This window comes from Anoxybacillus pushchinoensis (genome assembly GCF_900111795.1).
GTDB classification, from domain to species: domain Bacteria; phylum Bacillota; class Bacilli; order Bacillales; family Anoxybacillaceae; genus Anoxybacillus; species Anoxybacillus pushchinoensis.
On record NZ_FOJQ01000015.1, the window covers coordinates 1 to 22,492 of the forward strand.

The following is a 22,492-nucleotide window of genomic DNA, read 5'->3' on the forward strand; positions in this document are numbered from 1 at the left end:
CGAGAAATGGCACAATCGTCCTCTACATCAGCGTTATTCGGTTTTATATTTGGATGGTTTATACGTAAAACTTCGTCGCGAAACCGTGGAGAAAGAAGTCATTTATGTGGTGTTAGGGGTGAACGAAGAAGGATATCGCGAAATTCTTGATTTCTTTGTGGGAGGACAAGAAAGCGCCTATGTATGGCAGGAAATCCTTCAACACCTCTATCAAAGAGGCGTCAAGGAAGTGCTTCTGGGCGTATTCGATGGACTACCGGGGTTGGAGGAAGCCTTTAAGGCGGTTTATCCGAAAGCCGATGTGCAGCGCTGTGTCGTTCACAAAGTCCGCAACACGCTCCATCGTGTTCGGAAAAAGATCAATTTGAAGTGGCAGAGGATCTGAAACTGATTTATCGCGCGCCGAATAAGGAGATGGCGTTACAAATGTTTCAACAGTTTGAGTCGAAATGGTCCAGCAAGTATCCGAGAGAAGTTCAATCTTGGGCCAATGAGTTGGATGTCCTCCTTACATTTATGGATTATCCAAGCAGTATTCGAAGTGTGATTTATACGACCAATGCCATCGAACGAACGATCAAGGAAATTCGGAAACGCCTAAAACCGATGAACAGTTTGAATAGTTTAGAAGCCGCTGAAAAAATCGTGTATTTGACCATTCAAGATTTTAATGAGAAATGGGCAGGGCGAAAGTTGCGAGGATTTGCCGAAGCGCATGAAGCCCTTCAACGAATGTTTGAAGAACGTTATTTTTAACCAAATATTGTAAATAAACAAAATAAGGGGATTCTCCCTTTCCACACAAGAGACTGAATATTCAGTCTCTTGTGTGGAGGAAACCAGTCTCCCCTCTATTCTAAATCTATTTCAGGGATACCCTATCTATTTTACATTACACAAAATTCTTGACGGTACCAATTTCACATACGCAAATGTTATAAAACAACTATTGACAAATATATATCTGTTATAATACAATAAAGTCAACAAAAGCGAAGGGGATGGGGAGTTATGTTAGAAAAAATGTCTGAATTTTATAAAAAGCTGCCACCGAAAACATGTTGCGAGTGCGGCGAAGAAATGGAAGAACAACATGAATGTTACGGAAATGTTTGTGCGCAATGTTTAAACGTCACTTGTTAAAGTAAAAAAGCAGCCACATTGGCTGCTTTTTTACTTTAATTTATAAACGCGTGCTTCATACGGTTTTAGCACGATCGTGTCAATCGATTCGTTTTCATCAACCGCATAGTTGCTAATGAGCAGTTGTTTTTCCGTAAACGTGATGTGGGACGGCAATGTAAATGTTGGCTGCTCGCTGCTAAAGTTTGTGATGACAAGCAGCTGCTCATCGTTCAACTTGCGCACGTATGCGTAAATTTGCTCATCATCTTCAAGCAACAGTTCATATGATCCGTATACGATAATTGGATGCTCTTTTCGGAGACGAATGAGCTTTTTGTAGTAGTGGAAGATGGAATTTTCATCTTTTAATGCTTGCTCGACGTTAATATCGCGATAGTTTGGATTGACGTCAATCCACGGCGTACCCGTCGTAAATCCTGCATGTTCTGTCGCATCCCATTGCATCGGTGTGCGCGCATTATCGCGACCGCGGTAATGAATCGCTTTTAAAATTTTCTCTGGTTCTTCCCCTTTATTGACAACAACATCGTTCCATAAATTAATCGTTTCAACGTCGCGATAATATTCGATCGACGGGAAAGCGACGTTCGTCATCCCGATTTCTTGCCCTTGATAAATGTATGGCGTTCCTTGCATCATATGCAACCATGTTGCCAACATTTTTGCACTTTCTACCCGATACGTTTTGTCATCGCCAAAACGCGAAACAGAGCGTGGCTGGTCATGGTTTTCTAAATAGAGTGAGTTCCACCCTTTTCCGTGAAGTTCCACTTGCCACTTGCTCATAATTTTTTTCAAATCTGTTAATTTCCACGGTTGAATGTCCCACTTGCCGAGATGGCTACCCGGTTTCGAATCGACGTCCATATGCTCAAATTGAAACAACATATTCATTACGCCATCTTGCTCGTTCGTAAACCGAATGGCATCGTCTGTCGTTACCATCGGCGTTTCTCCGACCGTCATAATGTCATATTTACTTAACACTTTCTCTTTCATTTCACGCAAATAGTCCATTAACTTCGGTCCGTTCACAAAATATTGTCCGCCCCATTGATAACGATCATTGTCATTCGTCACCGGAGCATCTGGCAACCCTTCCACTTTTGATAATAAGTTAATGACGTCCATCCGAAATCCGTCAATGCCACGATCTAACCACCATGTCATCATCTTGAAAATTTCTTCGCGCACCTTTTCATTTTCCCAGTTTAAATCTGGTTGCTTTTTCGAAAATAAATGCAAATAATATTCCCCTGTTGCTTCATCGTACTGCCATGCTGAGCCGCTAAAAAATGATTGCCAGTTGTTCGGCTCTTTCCCATCTTTCCCCGGACGCCAAATGTAATAGTCGCGATACGGATTATCTTTCGACTTACGTGATTCAACAAACCAATAATGTTCATCGGACGTATGGTTGACGACTAAATCCATCACTAATTTCATCCCGCGGGCATGCATTTCGCGCAGCAGTTCGTCCCAGTCAGCGAGCGTGCCAAATTCGTCCATAATGTCTTGGTAATCGCTAATATCGTAGCCGTTATCGTCGTTTGGTGACTTATAAACAGGCGACAGCCAAACGACATCGACACCGAGCTCTTGTAAATAATCTAGCTTTTCAATAATGCCGCGCAAATCACCGATGCCATCCCCGTTTGAATCTTTAAAACTGCGCGGATAAATTTGATACACGACTGCTTCTTTCCACCATTGTTTCATTTTTGGAATCGATTCCATCTTCTTTTCCCCTTTCCATTATTCTTTTACTGAACCGGACGTTAAGCCCGATACGATGCGGCGTTGGAATAATAATACCATAATAACGAGCGGAATCGTAACGATAACTGTTGCAGCTGAAATTTCGCCCCATGGAATCGTATATTGCCCTTGGAACATTGCGATCCCAACCGGTACCGTTTTATAATTTTCTGCTGTGTTAATTGTTAAAGCGAATAAAAATTCGTTCCATGCCGCAATAAACACGAGAATGGACGTTGTGAAAATGCCTGGTACAGCTAACGGCAAAATGACTTTAAAATACGTCTGCAACGGTGTTGCGCCGTCCATTTTCGCCGCTTCTTCTAAATCGAACGGAATTTTACGGAAAAACGTCACTAATAGCCAAATCGAAAGCGGCAACGCAAACGTCGTATATGGAATAATTAAGCCTAAATAACTATTCGTTAGCCCAAACTTTTTAACAAACATATAAATTGGAGAAATCGTCGCGATTTGCGGAAACATCGAAACAGATAAAACGATGCCAAGAATGATCGATTTCCCTTTAAAATCTAAACGGGCGATCGCATATGCAGCAAACGCTGCTACAAATACAGTATATACGGTTGTAATTGTCGCAATGACTGTGCTGTTCCATAAATATTTTAAAAACGGATAATTGACGAAAACAGAGACGTAACTTTTTAACGTCGGATGGCTCGTAAACCAATTAAACGCCTCATCTCCAAACAATTCCGTCAACGGCTTAATTGAACTTAATAAAATCCACAAAAATGGAAACATGATTAAAAAAACGAAAACAAATAAAAACACGTAAAACAATGGCCCGGCTTTCTTTTGCATCGTCGCACCTCCTATTTTCGATCAGAAATGAGGTCAGCACCTAAAATCTTAATGTAAATCGTCGAAATAATCGCTACGCAAATAAAGACGATTACCGCTAACGCTGAACCGCCACCGAAGTTTGTTTGTGAGAACATGACTTTATATGCTAAAATCGAAATCGTTTCTGTCGAGTTCGCTGGTCCGCCGCCTGTCAATACGAAAATTAAGTCAAATACACGAAACGCATCAAGCGTACGGAACAAGAGTGCAACAAGAATGCTTGACTTTAAAAGAGGTAGCGTAATTTTGACGAACTGTTGCCACTTTGTCGCTCCGTCAATCGATGCCGCCTCGTATAGTGAACTTGGAATCGTCTGCAAACCTGCTAGCAGCAATAATGCCATGTATGGAGTCGTTTTCCACACGTCAGCGAAAATGACAGCAAACATTGCTCCTGTTCCTGTCGTGAGTAGCTCACTCATATCATTAATAATTCCGATATCCGCGAAGTATTTTGCAACAATTCCGTTTTGTCCATCATATAAAAATTTCCACATTAACGCGGATACGGCTGTCGGAATTGCCCACGGAATTAAAATCGTTGCTCGGACAAGTCCGCGTCCAAAAAACGCTTTATTAATCAACAGCGCGATCGCTAAACCGAGCACTAATTCAATGGATACAGAAATAACCGTAAACACAGTTGTGTTCCAAAGCGCTTTCCATAAACGGGAGTCGCTCAAATAGTTTTTGTAATGTGCTAAACCGACAAAGTTCGGTTCAATAACCGCCCCGCTTAATCCGTTTGCAAGCCCTGTTAATTTGTCCCCTTGTTTTAATTGTCCGTTTTCGTTTAATGTCTTTAATGTTTGTTTCGTTTCGCTAATCGTTTTTGTTAAATGTTGTGCCGCTTCTTCATCAATAGAAACAATTTTGAGCTCTTCACTCGGCACTTCAAAATTGTTCAAAATCTCATCAACTTGTTCATATCGTTTTGCTGCTTCTTTATCCGCGCGAATTTCCTCATCAACTTGTTGCAATTTTTCTTGCAACGATTCCAGCTGTTCTTTTTCCGCATCCGTTGCTTGGGCTATCTCTTGCTTTAATGCGCTCATTAAAAATGGATAATTTTCTAAATATCGCTCTAAGTTTAAGCTGTAATCAAGATGGAGAGCTGATTTCGCTGGGTTGTTCAGACGATAGTCAAATAAACTGAAATAAAATGACTGAATGACTGGCCAAATGGCAACAGCTAAAATAAGCAAAAGCGACGGAGCAACAAGAATATACGCTAAACGGCGCTCCGATTTTTTTTCGTTTTTCACTCGTTGTTCCCCCTTTATGCAAAGGATTTAGCCTTCAGCGCTCATATGAGGCTGAAGGCTAATGTGCAACTACTGCATAACTGCTTTAATTTCTTTTTCCATGTTCGCCACGGCCTCTTCGACTGTAATTTGCCCCGCAATTGCTTTTGATACGTTAATTTGAATAATTTCAGATACTTCTGGATAGTTCGGTACAACTGGACGTGGTACTGCTGCATTTAATCCGTCAACAAATCCTTGTTCTGCAAAGAATGGGTTCGCTTTTAACACTTCTTCGTCTTTAAATAGTTCTGGAAGCGTTGGTGCTAAACCGCCGTAAATCGCAGAAATTTTTTGACCTTCTGGACCAGTCATAAATTTCACAAATTCCCAAGCTGCTTCTTTATTTTTCGAATATGCGTTAATTGCTGTCATCCATCCACCTAATGCAGCAGCTGACCCTTTATCACCCGCTGGTAGTGGCGCAACGCCGACTTTGTCAACGATTTTTGATTGTTCTGGATCGTTTGCTAACGCGTATTGGTATGGCCAGTTGCGAATAAATGGCGATTGACCTTCAATAAACGCTGTATGAGATTCTGGTTCTGTAAATGTCGTAATGTTGCTTGGCACAACGTCAGACGTTGCAATTTCAACAAGCTTTTTCAATCCCTTAATTGTTTCAGGGCTGTTGACGACTACATTGTTGTTTTCATCAACAATTTTTCCGCCGTATGCCGCAATAAATTCAATCGCATTACATACTAACCCTTCATATTGTTTCGCTTGCATTAAGTAGCCAAATTGTGTGCCACCTTGTCCTTTAAACTCACGTGCAGCTGTCAACAACTCATCCCAAGTTTTTGGTACTTTCTCCTCTGGTACGATGTCTTTACGATAAAATAATAGTCCTGTGTCAATAAACTTCGGCATCGCCCATTGTTTTCCATCGAAATTCCCAGCGGCAAGCGCACCTTGGTTGTATGCACTTAAATCAATGCCATCTTTTTCGATGAAACGATCAAGCGGAAGAACGTATCCAGCTTGTGCAAACTCTGCTGGCCAAACGACGTCTAAATCCATGACGTCAATTTCAGACGACTTCGCATTTAACATCGTCACGTATGCATCATGCTGAGCCCCTGTGTCTGAAGGCATTTCGCGGAACTCTACTTTAATGTTTGGATATTTTGCTTCAAACGCTTTGACAATTTCTTCAGTTGCTTTTGTCGCATCTTTACCACGAGCATAAACGATTTTTACAACTTCTTCCGATTTTTTTGTATCATCGTTTTTGTCCGTTGTTTCTTTCGTCCCTGTGTCTTGACCGCTAGAGCATGCTGTCAATCCGAGCGTAAGTGCTAGCAATGCAGAAGAAAATTTCGTTACCTTCTTCATGAAAAATCCCCCTTATATTTAAATTGGAATGTATGTCAAGCTTCACGTTGATGAAGCTTGCTACCAAGCGTTGATGCGCGCACAATAAGCTGAAGTGGAAACTCGTAAATTTCCTTTGTTTCATATTTTTTTGTTTGAATTTTTTCAACGATCACATCCACTGCTTTTTGCGCCATTTGTTTCACCGGTTGATGCACCGTCGTAATTGTCGGATTCGTTAACTCTGTAATAGCTTGATTATCGAAACCGACGACTGCTAAGTCTTCAGGGATACGATAGCCGCATTTCACCGCTTCCGATATAATGCCAGCGGCCACTTCATCGCTTCCAGTAAATACGGCGGTCGGTCGCTCTGAAAGCTCCATCATTTTTTGGAATACACGCTTCCCGTCTGCGATATGAAATGCATCGCGAAAAGCATACTGCTCATGAAATGAAACTTTATACTCCGCCAGCGCCTTTTTAAAACCGATTTCACGCGACTTTGCCACATTGCTTCGATAACCGCCGGAACAGTATGCGATTTTCGTATGGCCTTGTTCGAGCAAATGTTTTGTCGCTATGTATCCCCCGTATACTTGATCGAGCCGAACCGTTGGAACGTTTGCACGATCATCAAACTCATTGCAAAGGACAATCGGCCCGTATTGCAAAAAAGGTTTTAGCTTTTTCCATTCATTTTGAATAGAAGCTAAAATAACACCATCTACTTGTTTCGTTTTTAATAAATTCATATAGTTTAACTCTTTTTCAGGCGAATAGCGCGTCTGACAAATAATAAGCTGGTAGCCATATTCGGCTGCCGCAATTTCTGTCGCTTCTACAAGTTCGCTGAAAAAAGGATTTGTAATACGCGGAATAAATAGCGCTAAAATGCTCGTTTTTTGATTCCGCAAACTTCTAGCCGATGAATTTGGTACATACCCTAGCTTTTCCATCGCTTCAAGCACGAGCTTTCGTTTCTCTTCTGACACGTACGGGTGATTGTTAATAACGCGCGAAACCGTCGTCCGTGAAAGCCCTGTTAGCTTGGCGACATCTTCAATCGTCGCCATCCTCCCATCCCCCCTCATTCCAATCGAAAAGAAACGAATGAAATCGTTTTCATACTTATATTATACGCACATCACCTTGTATATGCAAATTAATTTTTTTAAAATTTTTTTCATCAAAAAAAGCTTCTGAAGCATATTACGCCTCAGAAGCTCGTTCGACAGTCGTTGTAAATTGACGACGATGTTGAATCGTAAAATACGTCATCGTTCCAGCCATCATAACTACGATAAACATAAGCAATTTGCCGACGTTTTCCCACATAAACGCAAAATCACCGCTCGAAATGACCGCTTTAAATCCGAAAACGGAATACGTCATCGGCAACCATGCGTTAAATAGCTGGAGCGCATGCGGAATTAGCTCAAGCGGGAACGTTCCAGCACTTGTCGTCAATTGCAAAATTAAAATGACGATACCGATAAAACGTCCCGGATCTCCAAAGGCTGTAACGAGAAATTGAATAACAGATAAGAAGGTAATGCTTGTCACGATGCTAAATACGATAAATAACGGAACGCTTTTTACTTCTAAATCAAGTCCGAGAAGCAGCACGCTAACAGCAAGAAGCGCTTGCACAATGCCAACGACGACTAATACGCTGAATTTTGCAAAAAACCAATGAAATGGCGAGCGCGGCGGTGCAGCTGGTTCCCGTAATGGAAAGACGATCGAAAGCAACAGCGCGCCAACAAACAACCCTAACGACAAGAAATATGGCGTAAATCCGGTACCGTAGTTTGGTACTTCATGTATTTTTTCATCTTTTACTTTAACCGGTTCAGCAAACATGTTATACACGTCCTCGTTTGCCTTCACATCGCTTGCTTTTTCAGCACCTTCTTTTAATTTATCCGCTAATTCTAAAGAACCGCTCGCAAGCTGATTCATGCCGTCTTGAAGTTTGTTCGTACCGGTCGATAATTCATTCATTCCATTTGTTAATTGTTGCGAACCGTCCGCTAAGCGCTGGGCGCCGTCTTGCAGCTGATCCGCACCATTGACAAGAACTTTTAACCCAGAAGCAAGCGCTTGGCTACCATCCGCTAATTTACTTGTTCCTCGCTCCGCTTCTTTCATTTTTTCATGTAGCGTACTCATACCCGAAACAAGCTTCGTTTGTCCATCGAGAAGCACAGTCATACCGTCTGTGACTTGTTGTTGTCCGGCAAGCAGTCGTTTCACGCCGCCGTTTAATGCTATATGCCCTTCATGTAGCTGCTTCGCCCCATTACTTAATGATGTAGCTCCTAATTGTAACGCTTTTGCTCCATCGTTTAATTGGGCAACCCCATTTTCTACTTGCTTGCTTCCAAGTGATAGTTGGACAACATGTTGTTTCAGCTGCTCATATATTGCTTTTTGCGTTGGATCCGACGTTTGTTCGATTAGTGAATCAAGTTGAACAGCTAATTGATCTAAACCGCCAGCTACTGTCATCGCTCCCGTTTTTACTTGCTCTGCACCTTGTTGCCATTGTGCGAGCGATGTTGAAAGCTGTTCTGCTCCTCCGCTTAATTGCTCAGATGCTCGGAGCAGTTGCGGCATGCGGGCGTCAAGTGCTTTCGTTCCGTCGAGCACTTGCTTTGCTCCTGAAGCAAGTTTCGTTGTCCCTTCTTGCGCTTGTTTTGTTCCCGAAAGCAATTGTCCTTGTCCGTCTGCCATCCGCTTTATTCCGTCATGAACAGCTTGAACACCTGTTTGCACTTGTGTTGAGCCATCGGCTGCTTCATGCATACCTTCCGTAAAAACGAGCGATTTTTCGGCAAGCGTCGCTAAATGACGGTGCAATTCATTAGAACCGTCTTGCGCTCGTTTCATTCCGTCATACAGTTCGTTCGTCCCTTCGCTTGCTTGTTTCACACCGTCATGTAACGTTTTTGCTCCGTCACTCGCTTTCGCCAATCCGTCTGCTAACGTTTTTATGTTATCAAACATGTTTTCTGCGTACGTTTCGGTTAACGTTTTCGCTACTTCTGTTTTTATTTTTTCAGCCGCCGTTTCACCAATTTGGGCAGATAAAAAGTTGAAGCCTTCATTCGGCATGTAAATGAGCTGAAGCTTTTTCGGATGATCGTCTTGTAACGTCGTCGCACGTTGTGAAAAATCTTCAGGAATTTGAATGAGCATATAATACCGCTGCTCCTTCAACCCTTTTTTTCCTTCTTCTTCACTGACGAAGTGCCAATCAAACTGTTTCTTTTCCTTCAGCTTTTCGACGAGATCTCGGCCGATATGCAGCTCTTTTCCTTCAAACGTCGCTCCTTTGTCGTTGTTCACAACAGCGACAGGTACCTCATCTAAACGATCGTACGGATCCCAAAATGCCCATAAAAACATGCCGCTATATAAAAGCGGAATAAACAAGACAGCGACAATCGGAATAAGCAGTTTCCGATTCGAGGCGATCATTTTCATTTCTTGCACCCATAATTTGAATGCGTTCACACACTCAACCTCCTATCAAAACATTGACCATTTTGTTTATTTAGTCATTCGTTACAAAAAAGAGAAGGATCACCGTAGAGATAATCCTTTTAACAAATACAAATCAAACAGTTCAGCAATTTTTTGTGGCGACAACGGTTCGTGTTCTTTTTCCCAGTCGACGTGTAACGCGATATACATTTTAAACATTAAAAACGCTGTTAACTCCGCATTGCACGAGCGAATTTCGCCTTTCGCCATCGCCTCTTCAATTTTCTCACGAATAAAAGCAATCATTTCGCGATCGAGCCGCTTCATCACATTGCGCACAGCTGGTGTACCGATATCGCGCACTTCTTGCAACAGTTTGATCGTCAACTCGTTCTCCTTACGAAACGTAAAAATGCGCTGTAACACCCGTTGCACATTTTCGTTAAACGGCAAGCGAGCGTCAACTGCTTCGTTCGCTTCGTACTTAATTTCAGAAATAATGGACGAAACGATATCTTCAAGCAGTTCTTCTTTGCTTTTAAAAAACGTGTAAATCGTCCCTTTCCCGACGTTTGCCATTTTCGCCACTTGATCCATCGTTGTCGCTTTATAGCCAAAAAGGGAAAATGACTTCGCTGCCGCTTCAACAATTTGCTTCTTTTTTTCCGACATAATCGTTCATCCTTTATTTTGACTAAATGAACATTTTGGTCATTTCGTTTTTTATTGTACCATCATATCGTTACATTTGCAACAAGAAAGGTGCCTTATAGTGAAGACACCTTTTCCTTTGTATAAGACAAGTAATGGAGCACCTTTTTTACTGCTTCTTCCCCTTGATCGATACAGTCTGGAAGGCCGAGTCCCTCGTACGAACTTCCAGCTAAAAATACGCCCGGCAAATGTTGTTGCATATCGTTCTTCACTTGCTCCATGCGCTCGCGATGACCGACGATATATTGCGGCATCGACTGTTTCCAACGCGTAACGACAGAAAATATCGGGCTCATCGTAATATTCATCACTTTGTTTAAATCGTCCATGACGACTTGAACGATATCATCGTCCGTTTGATCAACAATCGCTTCATCTCCCGGGCGCCCAACATAACAGCGCAACAAGACGTACCCTTCTGGTGTCGTATGCGGCCATTTTTTATGCGTCCACGTACATGCGGTAATCGTATAATCGCTATCGCGTGAAACGACGAATCCTGTTCCGTTCGTATCTTTCGCTATCGCCTCTTTCGGAAACGCTAGCGCAACGGTCGCAACGGAAGTAGACGGCATCGTTTCAAAAGCGGCAAACATCGACTCGTTCGGAAAAAGCGACGTTAGCGACTTGTGCGGAATAGCAATAATGACGCTATCTGCCTCTTTTACCTCGCCGTTGCTTAACGTTAAAACGTATTGTCCGTTGACTTTTTCTATTCGCTCGACGCGCACACCTTTATAGACTGTTCCCTTTTCTAGTTTTTGTTCAACTGCATCAACAAGTGACGACAATCCTGTTTTTAACGTTTGAAAAATGCCTTTCTCGCTTTTTTGCTTCGTTTTTTGCTTCGGCATCGAACGTTTCATTCCTAACACGAGGCTACCGTGTTTTTGTTCTAAGTGGAAATATTGTGGGAACGTCGCCATTAAACTAAGCTTATCAATATCACCAGCATAAATTCCCGACAATAAAGGCTCAATTAACCGATCAACGACTTCGTTGCCGAGACGGCGGCGGAAAAAATGACCGAGCGACACGTCTCCTTCTGCTTTTAACGGCGGCAATATAAAGTCCGCTGCTGCGCGAAGCTTGCCAAACGGAGAAAAGAGACGCGTCACTACAAACGGGGCGAGTTTCGTCGGAATGCCCATCACCGCACCGCTCGGAATCGGATGTAACGTTCGATTGACGAGAATGTACGATTGACCTGCCGTATTATGCACAAGCTCTTGATCGAGCCCAACCTCGTGAATGAGACGCGAGGCGCTCATCTTGCGGGCTAAAAAAGAATCAGGACCGCGCTCAATAATAAATCCATCGCGATAAACGGTCTGTACTTTTCCACCGAGTCGATGACTCGCTTCAATTAATTCACACGAAATCGGCCACTTGTTTTCTCGTGCTTCTTTTTGTAAATAGTAAGCGGCTGTCAATCCCGTCATGCCACCGCCAATAATGACGACTTTCTTTTTCATGATGTTTCGCCTTCTTTACGTAAATGGTTTAACACAACAGTCGCTAAAGCATCAATAAACTGCGGATGCGCATTCGGCATCGGCGGACGATAGTAGCTGACGCCAAGTTCATCCGTCACTTGCTTACATTCAATATCATTATCGTACAACACTTCTAAATGGTCGGATACAAACCCTGCTGGAACATAGACAAACGCCTCATATCGTTTTTCTTCATACAACTGCCGCGTTAAGTCTTGCACATCAGGACCAATCCAAGGCTCCGGCGTATTTCCAGCGCTTTGCCATCCGATCACATATTGTGACACACCTGCTTCTTTCGCGATCAAATCAGCCGTTTCTTGCAGCTGCTTTGGATATGGGTCTCCCATCGCGATAATTTTTTCAGGCAAGCTGTGAGCCGAAACAATTAATATTGCTTTTTCTCGCTCGCGCTCAGACATCTGGGCGTACGTCTCCTTCACCCGTTCTGCCCAATATCGAATAAATTTCGGCTCCGTATACCAGCTTTCAATGCACGTCAGCTTCGGTCCACCTAAGCGCGCAGCTTCATCTTTCGCTCGATCGTTGTACGATTTTACGCTAAACGTTGAAAAATGCGGAGCTAATACGATCGACACCGCTTGTTCAATTCCGTCTTCATGCATTTGCCGCACCGCATCTTCTACAAACGGCTCAATATGCTTCAAGCCTAAATACATGCGAAATTGTACGTCATCTTGCATGTCGTTCAAGCGCTCAGCGAGCTTCTCCGCTTGTTCTTTCGTAATGGCCGCTAGCGGAGAAATGCCGCCAATCGCTTCGTAGCGCTCACGCAACTCAGCAAGCATCTCTTCCGACGGCTTCCGCCCGCGGCGAATATGTGTATAATATCTTTCTAAATCTTCCTCTTTATATGGCGTGCCGTACGCCATGACGAGCAATCCGATCACTTTCTTTTTCATTATTCATTCATCCTTTTCTTTGCGCAGAGTAATCGTGAATAAACACTGTCAATCGTTTCAATGTCTCCGGTTGAATTTGTGGGAAAATGCCGTGCCCTAAGTTAAACACATATCCCCCTTCATGCGCCATGCCTTCATCTAAAATTTGCTTCACGCGCGCTTCAATGACTTCCCACGGAGCAAGCAATACGGCCGGATCTAAATTGCCTTGTAGCGCTTTTGTCAATCCCATGTCACGCGCCTCACGAATGGACAAGCGCCAGTCTAAACCGACAACGTCAAGCGGCAAGTCATGCCATTCTTTTGCTAAATGGCTCGCCCCGACGCCGAACATAATGAGCGGAACATTTTCATCACGAAGGGCCGTAAAAATACGCTCCATCGTCGGTTTAATGAAATGACGATAATCAGCAACGTTCACCGCGCCAACCCATGAGTCAAAAATTTGAATCGCGCTTGCACCGGCACGAATTTGCGCTTTCACGTAACGAATCGTCATATCCGCTAACTTGTCCATGAGCGCAAACCATGCTTTTGGTTCAGCGTACATAAACGCTTTTGTTTTATTATAGTTTTTCGACGGTCCACCTTCAATCATATAGCTAGCTAACGTAAACGGTGCACCTGCAAAACCGATAAGCGGAACGGTCAATTGCTCTTTCGTTAATAGACGAATCGTTTCAAGTACATACGGCACATCGCTCTCTGGATCAATTTCTCCGAGGCGCTCCACATCCGCAAGTGAACGAATCGGGTTGCTAATGACTGGTCCAATCCCTGCTTTAATATCGACGTCAACACCGATCGCTGGAAGCGGTGACATAATATCTTTATAAAGAATCGCCGCATCAACGTTATATTGTTCGACAGGCAAGCGTGTGACGTATGCGCACAATTCCGGCTGATGTGTAATTTCAAAAAGCGAATATTTTTCTTTCAACGCGCGATATTCGGGCTGCGATCGTCCGGCTTGCCTCATATACCAAACTGGAACGTATTCAGTCGCTTCGCCGCGACAGGCACGTAAAAATGTATCGTTTTTAATCATTATGGCCATCCTTTCTACATATGTAATCGCTTATATTATAGTGTAACGAAACTGTTCATTTGTTTCCACTAACACAACTATACCGATTTTTTCACCGTCTGGGTAGTAATAATACGCAACGTTCATGAAATCGCCAAGAAGAAAAGAAAGTGGTAAAATATGAGCAAGAAAAGGAAGGAGATGATATCGGTGTACGTATTTATGACAAATGGAACAATCGACTACTTAAAACGGTTACGCGATCAGCATCCAAATGAGCGCATGTTGCTCGCATGTAATGAGGACAATGGTATGCTCATTCATGAGACAGAAGGAAACTCTTTATTTCATGAGCCTCGTCCATATGAAGTGCTAGATGCTGTTGGATTGCTCGAAGGGGAGTTCATCGTTTGTAATAACATTCCTGTCACAGATGAAGGTAGACCACTATTTGAACATCGCTTCAATCAGCGAGCGCGTTTAATTGAAAAAGAACCTGGCTTTGTCGCTATTCGCGTCTTACGTCCGTTAAAAAGCGATACGTACGTCATTATGACGATATGGGAAAGCGAAAGCGCCTTTCATCGTTGGCAACAATCAAAAGCATACGAAAAAGCTCATCAAAAACGCGGGACTGAAAAAGGTAGCGATCAACAACGCTCTATTTTCCCTCGTCCATCTTATGTGACGACATATACGGTCGTAAAAGAAGGCTGATGCACTATCAGCCTTTATCCATTCCAAGCGTTCATCCCGCCGCGAACGTTTACAACATGTTTAAATCCGTTTTTCACTAATATTTTTGCCGCTTGATTGCTGCGCATGCCGCTTTGACAAATGACGATCGTTTCTTTGTCACGGTCTAATTCATCCAATCTTTTAGATAAATCATGAAGCGGAATATTTTTAAATTGGCGAATGTTGCGTGCGCGATACTCCGCCGGCGTACGTACATCAATAAACTGGCGGCCTTTCGCTTGTTTTAACTTCTCTTTTAATTCATCCGGCGTAATATGCTCCACACCTTTTGTCGGCAACATTTTTGTCGCGACAAAATAAACGAGTACAAGAATAAGGAAAGCATTGACCCATGTGCTCATATTTCCCCTCCTAAATACATATATGGGTATACTACACCCTTTTCGTCTGTTTGTCAACGATGGTATAATGGTAAAAAACAGAAGGAGCGGGACGCATGAAAACGTTACTGTTTGCTAAACTTCACGAATATTATGACGACATGGTAGCCATTCGTCGTCATTTGCATCAACACCCCGAGCTATCGTTTCAAGAGTATAAAACGGCAGCGTATATCGCCGACTACTATAAACAGCTCGGCATTCCTGTGCGAACGAACGTCGGGGGGAACGGAGTAGTTGCGACGATCACCGGGAAAAAAGGTGGAAAAACGGTGGCGCTTCGAGCTGATTTTGACGCTCTCCCGATTCAAGATGAAAAAGACGTTCCGTATCGATCAACCGTCCCAGGTGTCATGCACGCATGCGGTCATGACGGACATACAGCGACACTACTCGTTCTTGCTAAAGCGCTTCATGAACTGCGTGACCATTGGAGCGGAACAATCGTTTGCATTCATCAGCATGCAGAAGAATACGCACCGGGTGGCGCAAAAGCGATGATTGAAGCCGGATGCTTAGAAGGGGTCGACGCGATTTTTGGCACCCACCTATGGGCAACAGAGCCGACAGGTGTCATTCAATATCGTACCGGACCGATCATGGCTGCTGCGGACCGCTTTCAAATCGTCGTCAAAGGTTCGGGGGGGCATGGAGCGGAGCCTCATAAAACAAAAGATGCGATCGTTACAGCCGCGCAACTTGTGCTACACTTGCAACAAATCGTTAGCCGGCGCGTCAATCCACTCGAACCTGCTGTCGTTTCAATCGGATCATTCATATCTGACAACGCATTCAACGTCATTGCTGATCGGGCAACGTTAGTCGGAACAGTACGTACGTTTTCTGAACAAGTGCGAAACGATATTGAACGAGAAATTGAACAAATTGTCAAAGGAACGTGTATCGCCAACCATTGTACATATGAATATAGTTATACGCGCGGTTATCCACCTGTCGTAAATCATGAAAAAGAAACGGCTTTTCTCGTCTCCATTGCCCATGAAGTAGAAGACGTCACTCACGTTGTAGAAATCGCTCCCCATATGGGTGGGGAAGATTTCGCCTATTATTTACAACATGTCAAAGGAACGTTTTTCTTTACAGGTGCAAAAGCAGAAACGACGACGAACGCTTATCCACACCATCATCCAAAATTTGATTTTGATGAGCGCGCCATGCTTATTGCCGCAAAAACGCTTGGGTTAGCCGCGATAGAATATATGAAATAAAAAAAAAGAAGCGGTGTTCATTCCGCTTCTTTCCATTTTTTCTTTACATACATAATGAGCAGAGTGCAAAGCAACCCTTCTGCTATAAGTACAGCCGTTCCTGCCGAAAGTGATACGATGAACGTAGACAACATTGTAAATAGAGCCGTTTGCATGCCGAATACAATAAGCCATATACCCAACACAGATTGACGTCGCTTTGTCATAGTTAACGGGTATAAAGCAAGCATCGGATGGCTGCGATGATGAGAAAAAAGCGGCAATAGCTGCAGCGCCGTCGCATAAGTGAACAACAACGAAAAAAATACATATCCTGTCGGTATCGTGTAAATAAATATAGCGCCAATCACTGTTAATCGGGTAACAATCCCTAAATATTCCCCGCTTCGCACAAACGTCCGCACATGTAAATATGTGTACGCTTGCTTCGTCGCCCGATCAACGATACGTAACAGCGGAGATAGCCAATAGCGCTTTTTTACCGTTTTACGCAAATGTGGAACGTCAACAAATAAATGAACGACACGATAAAATGACTGCATCCGTCTAGTTTCATCTTCGAGCAACACGTCCCACTTTAATGGGGTGTTTTTGACACTTCTTGTTATGTATCGTGCAACGATCATCATTATAACTGCCATTGTGACGACAAAAGCGTAAGCACCGACAAGAAAAAAATACATCGCCATGACATTCAACAAAAAGCGAATACAACGATGAAATAATGACCGCTGTGAGAAAGCATCTTCTTTCCATTGAACGAGCATATTCCATCCTTTTAGCGGAAAAAGCACGACACATAGCAAAACGAAAGATTGACTAGAAAATGTACGATGGAGCGGAAAAAGAGCGATCGCGATCATCATACATATGGACATATGCACGACAAAACTATACACGCCGGCGCGAAAAAAATACGGGCGCATATTTCTTTCAACCGGAAGAAGAAAAACGGTATCCGCTTCTTTCAGCAGCGTCCGCACCCCGCTTGACGTTAATACAAAGGCGAAAATGATCGATGCGACTATGGCGTATGGAAACTGTTGCAACGAATCGGTCCATTGCTTATACACGTATGCCCCCGCTCCAACGGCGATGAACAACACGATAAGCAAATGATCATTAAACATATACCGACCATATCGTCTCACTTGTGCTACATAGGCAATAAGCCGCTCTTTCCACAACTGTTTTTCATCAATCATCGTTCGTCTCTTCCTTTGTTAATTCGATATATATTTCGTCGAGCGTCGCATGAGGCATATGAAGCTGTTCTTGAAGCATCGGCAATGAGCCGCACGCTTTCACTTGACCGTTATGCAAAATAACGAATGAGTCACAATATCGCTCTGCCGTCGCTAAAATGTGCGTCGACATCAAAATGCCTGCCCCTTGTTTTTTCCGTTCATCAATAAGCTGTAGTAACGCTTGAATGGCGAGCGGATCTAACCCGACAAATGGCTCATCAATAATATAGAGTGGAGCGTCTATTAAAAAGGCGCACATAATCATGACTTTCTGTTTCATCCCTTTAGAAAAAAACGCAGGAAACGCCCTTAATTTTTTCTCAAGTCGAAACATCTGTAGCAACTGCGGCACTCGCTGATCGTATTGCTCATTTGAAATGCCATACGCCATGGCAGTGAGGCGCAAATGCTCTTCAAGCGTTAATTCTTCATATAAAACAGGCATTTCGGGAATGTACGTAAATTGGGCACGATACTGTTTCGGATCATCGTGAAAAGTTATTCCATTCATCGTAATCGACCCTTTTCGTGGTTGCATCAAGCCGATGATATGTTTAATCGTCGTGCTTTTTCCTGCCCCGTTTAACCCGATTAAGGCGACAACTTCTCCTTGATGGACAGTAAACGATACGTCGTCTAAAACGTTTTGTTTCGTATAGCCCCCGACTATATGTTGAACTTGTAATAACGCCATCGTCGTTTTCCTTTCTTATGTAATTATTTTTTATTTTAACAAATGAATAATGAAAAGAAAAACGGGTTATGATAAGTAGCGAAGAGGGACAAAACAAGTAGCAAGTCGCAGTGAGCAACAAAGCAAGTTCAAGAACATGATGAAATGAGGTGTCTACGGGCCGCATAATAAGCTAGCCTGTAACAACGAAAACACTCCCTTAAAAAGGGGATGGTCATCTTGAACAACATCGTACTCACAAACGCGTAACTGATTCTACTCGTAAATGAGGTGTTCCCAAAAGACACGTAATCATAAAGTTCCCTCTTCAGTGGGCAGGATGCGATGCGCATCCTGCTCTTTCCGTTTCTCCAATAGCCATCATTGTGGTAAAATGAAGACAAAACGGAAAGAAAGGTGGCGTAAACATGAGCGACTGTATTTTTTGTAAAATTATAAACGGTGATATTCCTTGTGCAAAAGTATTTGAAAATGATCACGTCATCGCTTTTTTAGACATTAGTCAAGTGACAAAAGGGCATACGCTTGTCGTACCGAAAGTACATAAAGAAAACATTTATGAATTAACACCTGAACTTGCCCAGCGTGTCTTTGAAGTCGTCCCTACAATCGCCAATGCGATTCGCGAACAATTTTCTCCAGAAGGCATTAATATTTTAAGCAACAATGGAGAAATCGCTGGGCAAACGGTCTTCCATTATCATATGCACATCATCCCACGCTACGGAAAAGGAGATGGCTTCGGGGCGGTATGGCGGTCACATCAAAGCGACTATACATTCGATCAACTTCAAGACATCGCCGCACAAATTAAGCAAGCTCTATAGAAAGAAGGTGTCCTAAAAAGGGCACCTTCTTTTTCAAACCGACTTATTCGCTCTTTAATGCATCTTTTAACGACTTGTCTTTAATTTCTACATTGGCATCTTTCATAAGCTGATCGAGCTTCGATTGTACTTTCGATGCATCAAGCTTGCTTTTTTTCACTTCATATTCAATTTGCTCTTTCATTTCATCGAACGATTTTTTCTCTTCTTTATCTGTCACTTTAATGATATGGTAACCGAATTGCGTTTTTACCGGTTCGCTAATTTCCCCTTTATTTAAAGCATACGCTGCTTTTTCAAACTCCTCGACCATCTTGCCAGGTCCAAACCATCCTAAATCGCCACCGTTTTGAGCAGAGCCGGTATCTTTCGAATATTCTTTTGCTAATTTCGCGAAATCTTCACCTTTTTCTAATTTTGCTTTAATTTCTTTTGCTGTTTTTTCATCGTCAACTAAAATATGACTTGCTTTCACTTTCGGCTTATATTCATCATAATATTCTTTCAATTCTTCATCCGTTACTTTCATGTCTTCCATCGCTGCTTTTTGGCGTAATAAATCGAGTTTTACCATGTTGCGAATGACTTCTTCGCCGTTTTGCTGCACCGCTAAATCATATTGCATACCGTACATTTCTTTTAAATTTTCAATTTCCTTATTCAATTCTTCGTCCGTCACTTTAAATTTTTTACTTAACACTTTTTCATGAACGAGATCGCGTAACACATCTTTCCCGAAACGTTCTTTCATCTCGTTGTATAGCTCTTCTTTTGTAATGTTGCCTGCCTTCGTTTCGACAACAACTTCTGATCCGTTATTACAAGCCGAAAGCGCAAGCATCGCTGCTGCCGACATGGCAACTGTCCATTTTTTCATTTCCCACAACTCCTATCTATAAATGTACACAAAACATACTATACCATATTTTTTCCGAAAGCTAAAATAAACCGCGAGTGCGCCCATACATTTTCGCTTCTTTTTACATACAATACATTGTCAAAGCGTCGCAACGCCTTCATATACGAAAGGAGGTGTCGTCTATGGGTGCAGGAGTAGGATATGCAAACGGATTTGCGTTAATCGTTGTGTTGTTTATTTTATTAATTATCGTTGGTGCAGCTTGGTTATACTAATCGAAAGGAAAGCTGACAGGAACGCTGTCAGCTTTTTCACGTAAACAACACTTCGATGTAGGAAGAAATGAGTAAAATGGTAATAAGGACGTTAATCGTTCGAAATACTTTCGGCTGTTTTTCTTCAGGAATTTCTTTTTGAATACAAAGTGAATTCGTTAGCTGATTAACGATGAACAGTACAATGGTCGCAAGGGGTATAAAATAAAGAGCCAAACGATTCCCCTCCTGTTTTATGTATGTATTTACTCCCCTAATTTACAACGATTTTTTCGATAAATCAATAATAGCATTTCATTTATGCAACAAATCCTGTAAAATAATACACACAAGTAGAGAAAAGGAGTTTCGAAAGATGAGCATTGAACATCGCATTGAAAAATTAGAATATTATTGTTCGCTCATGCTAGACATGATCTCACCAGAAAAAAAGCCTTTTTATGCGCTCGTCATCCGCTATGGCTTAACGAAAAAAGAAGTCGAAGACACGCTGCGACTGTGCGAACAATTAACTGAACAATATAAACAACAAAAAGAGGAAGGATTCGTGATTTTCACCTCGCTCTTTACTGAATTTGCGAGTGCGCTTCATCCGAACCTTCCGCTAGCTGAGACGATTGATGCGTTACAAAAACAACAACTATTCGTTCCACTCATGAACGAGTTTCAACGGTTATTACATACGCTCAACAAATGAAGCGACTTCTTCTTTTGGCTCATCTTTCTTTTTCAACTTCCCGTTCTCTTCCACGAACTCCTGTTCAATATTTTGAAAAGAACGCTCAAAAATTTCCATAAAATCGTCCCCGTACACATTTCGGATCACACACATCATTTCTAACATTTCTGGAAATTTACCGTACAATTCATACAACGGCTGAATGCCTTGAAGCACAGACGTCCGTTTCGGATCGTACGACTCCATTAATTTTAATAAAATATCTTCCCCTTTCTCCGTCAACTCGATGTACGTATTTCGTTTATCGTCTTCTTTTTTCGAAAACGACAACAATCCCCGCTCCTCTAATTTTTTCGAAAAGTTAAATGCGGTCGATACGTGCATAACACCAAACTTTGCAATTTCAGAAATAGATGCTCCTTTTAAATGGTATGCAATCCATAAAATATGATGCTCGTTAATGTTTAAATCAAACGGTTTGATCCATTGTTGCCAATCTTTTTCAATCGACTTCCATAGCGCTTTACTTAATTGGGCAACTCTTTGACTAAATAACATCGCCTCTTTGACAGAATAATGTCGTTCCGTGCTTTTCATCTCTCCACCCACTTTTTCGTATTTCCTTTGTTTTATCTTTTATTATGCCAGTAAAACAATAAATAATAAAGTATTAAATATTAGAATTTTTTAATAAATTTTAATATACACTTTTTGAACTAGGAGGAACAAGCATGGTCATCGCGACGGCGACAATTGGTCTCATCTTTTTGTATTTCACGATTGCTACGTTTTCTATATTGAATAAAGCGCGCATGTATCCCCCGAAAAAAGTATTAAAGCAACGCATAAGCGTATTCGGAACCCTCGCCCTTTTTTTTATCGCCCTCACTCTTTTACTCGTTCGTATGCAGTAAGAATGATATAAGGAAAACCCGACCAGAAACGATCGGGTTCTTTTTTATTACTGTTGTGAAACGGTATATGTTCGTCTCATAAGCGACTGAACGATCGGATAAATGACGATCATCGCAATCGTATTGACAAACGCCGTTGGAATGACGACAGCAACGAATAGACCACCAAACGTCGCTCCCCCTGGTAAGCCAACGATGGCTAATGCGACAGCTAAAAACGTCGCCCCAGAAATGAATGTGCCGACAGCAGTAAGCAATGCCGCCTTTACTGGCGTCGCTTTTGCCTTAAACAGCATAAACAATCCAAAAAAGAGCGCAGCCGTCACCACTTTATCAACGACGTTCGGAATAAATCCACCTGGGAAACTTGTCGTTACTCCAGAAATGATCCCTGTGGCAATAGCTAGTAAACTGACAGCCGTTTTGTTCGGAAAAAGCATGATGCCTAAAAACATCATCGTCAACATCATATCCGGCTTCATTCCGAAGAAAAAGCCTGGAATGACCGTGTGAAGCACAGCACCGATCCCAACAAAAAGCGATAACAACACTAACGTTCTCGTATTCATTTCTCATCTCTCCTCA

Annotated in this window: 24 protein-coding genes and 1 pseudogene; 8 read left to right on the forward strand and 17 right to left on the reverse strand. The window is 42.4% G+C overall.

Features of this window, described 5'->3' with window-relative positions:
• Positions 1-756 (forward strand): annotated as a pseudogene (locus BM213_RS05960) (IS256 family transposase); the annotation flags it as partial.
• Positions 757-1,011: 255 nt separating this feature from the next.
• Positions 1,012-1,143: a protein YhfH gene (gene yhfH, locus BM213_RS05965; RefSeq protein ID WP_091701937.1), complete on the forward strand. Its 132-nt coding sequence runs from the start codon at positions 1,012-1,014 to the stop codon at positions 1,141-1,143.
• A gap of 30 nt (positions 1,144-1,173) precedes the next feature.
• Here the strand turns inward: yhfH and BM213_RS05970 are convergent, their stop codons facing one another.
• The 10 genes from BM213_RS05970 to hemE form a co-directional block, all read right to left on the reverse strand.
• Entirely contained in the window at positions 1,174-2,883 is a 1,710-nt protein-coding gene (locus BM213_RS05970; RefSeq protein WP_091701940.1) for a glycoside hydrolase family 13 protein, read from the reverse strand.
• Positions 2,884-2,901: 18 nt separating this feature from the next.
• A complete protein-coding gene (locus BM213_RS05975) occupies positions 2,902-3,729 on the reverse strand; it encodes a carbohydrate ABC transporter permease (RefSeq protein WP_091701942.1) in 828 nt (275 codons plus the stop codon).
• Positions 3,730-3,740: 11 nt separating this feature from the next.
• Complete coding sequence (locus BM213_RS05980; RefSeq protein WP_091701945.1) at positions 3,741-5,036, reverse strand: carbohydrate ABC transporter permease; 1,296 nt, start codon at positions 5,034-5,036, stop codon at positions 3,741-3,743.
• A gap of 69 nt (positions 5,037-5,105) precedes the next feature.
• Entirely contained in the window at positions 5,106-6,413 is a 1,308-nt protein-coding gene (locus BM213_RS05985; RefSeq protein ID WP_091701948.1) for an ABC transporter substrate-binding protein, read from the reverse strand.
• 35 nt (positions 6,414-6,448) lie between these two features.
• Positions 6,449-7,468, reverse strand: a complete 1,020-nt coding sequence (locus BM213_RS05990; protein WP_091701950.1) for a LacI family DNA-binding transcriptional regulator — start codon at positions 7,466-7,468, stop codon at positions 6,449-6,451.
• A 136-nt stretch (positions 7,469-7,604) separates the two neighbouring features.
• Positions 7,605-9,914 carry a YhgE/Pip domain-containing protein gene (locus tag BM213_RS05995; RefSeq protein ID WP_091701954.1) on the reverse strand — a complete coding sequence of 770 codons (2,310 nt, stop codon included), beginning with the start codon at positions 9,912-9,914 and terminating at the stop codon, positions 7,605-7,607.
• 69 nt (positions 9,915-9,983) lie between these two features.
• A complete protein-coding gene (locus BM213_RS06000; RefSeq protein WP_091701957.1) occupies positions 9,984-10,556 on the reverse strand; it encodes a TetR/AcrR family transcriptional regulator in 573 nt (190 codons plus the stop codon).
• 95 nt (positions 10,557-10,651) lie between these two features.
• Positions 10,652-12,073: a protoporphyrinogen oxidase gene (gene hemY, locus BM213_RS06005; RefSeq protein WP_091701960.1), complete on the reverse strand. Its 1,422-nt coding sequence runs from the start codon at positions 12,071-12,073 to the stop codon at positions 10,652-10,654.
• The gene (gene hemH / locus BM213_RS06010) at positions 12,070-13,017 is read right to left on the reverse strand and encodes a ferrochelatase (RefSeq protein WP_091701962.1); all 948 of its coding nucleotides are present in this window, start codon (positions 13,015-13,017) and stop codon (positions 12,070-12,072) included. Before hemH ends, hemY begins: the two co-directional genes overlap by 4 nt.
• Before the next feature lie 7 nt (positions 13,018-13,024).
• Positions 13,025-14,074 (reverse strand): uroporphyrinogen decarboxylase, encoded by a 1,050-nt coding sequence (gene hemE / locus BM213_RS06015; RefSeq protein ID WP_091701965.1) that lies wholly within the window; start codon positions 14,072-14,074, stop codon positions 13,025-13,027.
• Between the two features lie 180 nt (positions 14,075-14,254).
• Between hemE and BM213_RS06020 the strand changes: the two genes are divergently transcribed.
• Positions 14,255-14,761 carry an antibiotic biosynthesis monooxygenase family protein gene (locus BM213_RS06020; RefSeq protein ID WP_091701967.1) on the forward strand — a complete coding sequence of 169 codons (507 nt, stop codon included), beginning with the start codon at positions 14,255-14,257 and terminating at the stop codon, positions 14,759-14,761.
• A 14-nt stretch (positions 14,762-14,775) separates the two neighbouring features.
• Here the strand turns inward: BM213_RS06020 and BM213_RS06025 are convergent, their stop codons facing one another.
• The gene (locus tag BM213_RS06025; protein WP_091701970.1) at positions 14,776-15,144 is read right to left on the reverse strand and encodes a rhodanese-like domain-containing protein; all 369 of its coding nucleotides are present in this window, start codon (positions 15,142-15,144) and stop codon (positions 14,776-14,778) included.
• A gap of 95 nt (positions 15,145-15,239) precedes the next feature.
• Between BM213_RS06025 and BM213_RS06030 the strand changes: the two genes are divergently transcribed.
• Complete coding sequence (locus tag BM213_RS06030) at positions 15,240-16,412, forward strand: M20 family metallopeptidase (RefSeq protein WP_091701973.1); 1,173 nt, start codon at positions 15,240-15,242, stop codon at positions 16,410-16,412.
• A gap of 17 nt (positions 16,413-16,429) precedes the next feature.
• Here the strand turns inward: BM213_RS06030 and BM213_RS06035 are convergent, their stop codons facing one another.
• The gene (locus BM213_RS06035) at positions 16,430-17,617 is read right to left on the reverse strand and encodes an ABC transporter permease (RefSeq protein WP_091701975.1); all 1,188 of its coding nucleotides are present in this window, start codon (positions 17,615-17,617) and stop codon (positions 16,430-16,432) included.
• Positions 17,610-18,353 (reverse strand): ABC transporter ATP-binding protein, encoded by a 744-nt coding sequence (locus tag BM213_RS06040; RefSeq protein WP_091701977.1) that lies wholly within the window; start codon positions 18,351-18,353, stop codon positions 17,610-17,612. The genes BM213_RS06035 and BM213_RS06040 overlap by 8 nt, the downstream gene beginning before the upstream one ends.
• A 407-nt stretch (positions 18,354-18,760) precedes the next feature.
• Here BM213_RS06040 and BM213_RS06045 point away from each other — a divergent pair, with 407 nt between their 5' ends.
• Positions 18,761-19,180 (forward strand): HIT family protein, encoded by a 420-nt coding sequence (locus BM213_RS06045; RefSeq protein WP_003395621.1) that lies wholly within the window; start codon positions 18,761-18,763, stop codon positions 19,178-19,180.
• 43 nt (positions 19,181-19,223) lie between these two features.
• Here BM213_RS06045 and BM213_RS06050 read toward each other — a convergent pair whose 3' ends face one another.
• Complete coding sequence (locus BM213_RS06050) at positions 19,224-20,057, reverse strand: peptidylprolyl isomerase (RefSeq protein ID WP_091701979.1); 834 nt, start codon at positions 20,055-20,057, stop codon at positions 19,224-19,226.
• 164 nt (positions 20,058-20,221) lie between these two features.
• On the opposite strand from BM213_RS06050, the gene BM213_RS06055 reads away from it, so the two are divergent.
• Positions 20,222-20,314 (forward strand): YjcZ family sporulation protein, encoded by a 93-nt coding sequence (locus BM213_RS06055; protein ID WP_009362001.1) that lies wholly within the window; start codon positions 20,222-20,224, stop codon positions 20,312-20,314.
• A gap of 36 nt (positions 20,315-20,350) precedes the next feature.
• On the opposite strand, the gene BM213_RS06060 is transcribed toward BM213_RS06055, so the two are convergent.
• Positions 20,351-20,530: a hypothetical protein gene (locus BM213_RS06060; RefSeq protein WP_091701981.1), complete on the reverse strand. Its 180-nt coding sequence runs from the start codon at positions 20,528-20,530 to the stop codon at positions 20,351-20,353.
• Positions 20,531-20,669: 139 nt separating this feature from the next.
• Here BM213_RS06060 and BM213_RS06065 point away from each other — a divergent pair, with 139 nt between their 5' ends.
• Positions 20,670-21,011: a YhaI family protein gene (locus tag BM213_RS06065; RefSeq protein WP_091701984.1), complete on the forward strand. Its 342-nt coding sequence runs from the start codon at positions 20,670-20,672 to the stop codon at positions 21,009-21,011.
• Here the strand turns inward: BM213_RS06065 and BM213_RS06070 are convergent.
• Complete coding sequence (locus BM213_RS06070) at positions 20,991-21,590, reverse strand: HTH-type transcriptional regulator Hpr (RefSeq protein WP_208601872.1); 600 nt, start codon at positions 21,588-21,590, stop codon at positions 20,991-20,993. The two genes, BM213_RS06065 and BM213_RS06070, sit on opposite strands and share 21 nt — an antisense overlap.
• A 134-nt stretch (positions 21,591-21,724) precedes the next feature.
• On the opposite strand from BM213_RS06070, the gene yhzF reads away from it, so the two are divergent.
• Positions 21,725-21,907 carry a membrane protein YhzF gene (gene yhzF, locus BM213_RS06075; protein ID WP_003395631.1) on the forward strand — a complete coding sequence of 61 codons (183 nt, stop codon included), beginning with the start codon at positions 21,725-21,727 and terminating at the stop codon, positions 21,905-21,907.
• A 47-nt stretch (positions 21,908-21,954) separates the two neighbouring features.
• Here the strand turns inward: yhzF and BM213_RS06080 are convergent, their stop codons facing one another.
• Positions 21,955-22,476 (reverse strand): tryptophan transporter, encoded by a 522-nt coding sequence (locus BM213_RS06080; RefSeq protein WP_091701989.1) that lies wholly within the window; start codon positions 22,474-22,476, stop codon positions 21,955-21,957.
• Positions 22,477-22,492: the final 16 nt, after the last annotated feature.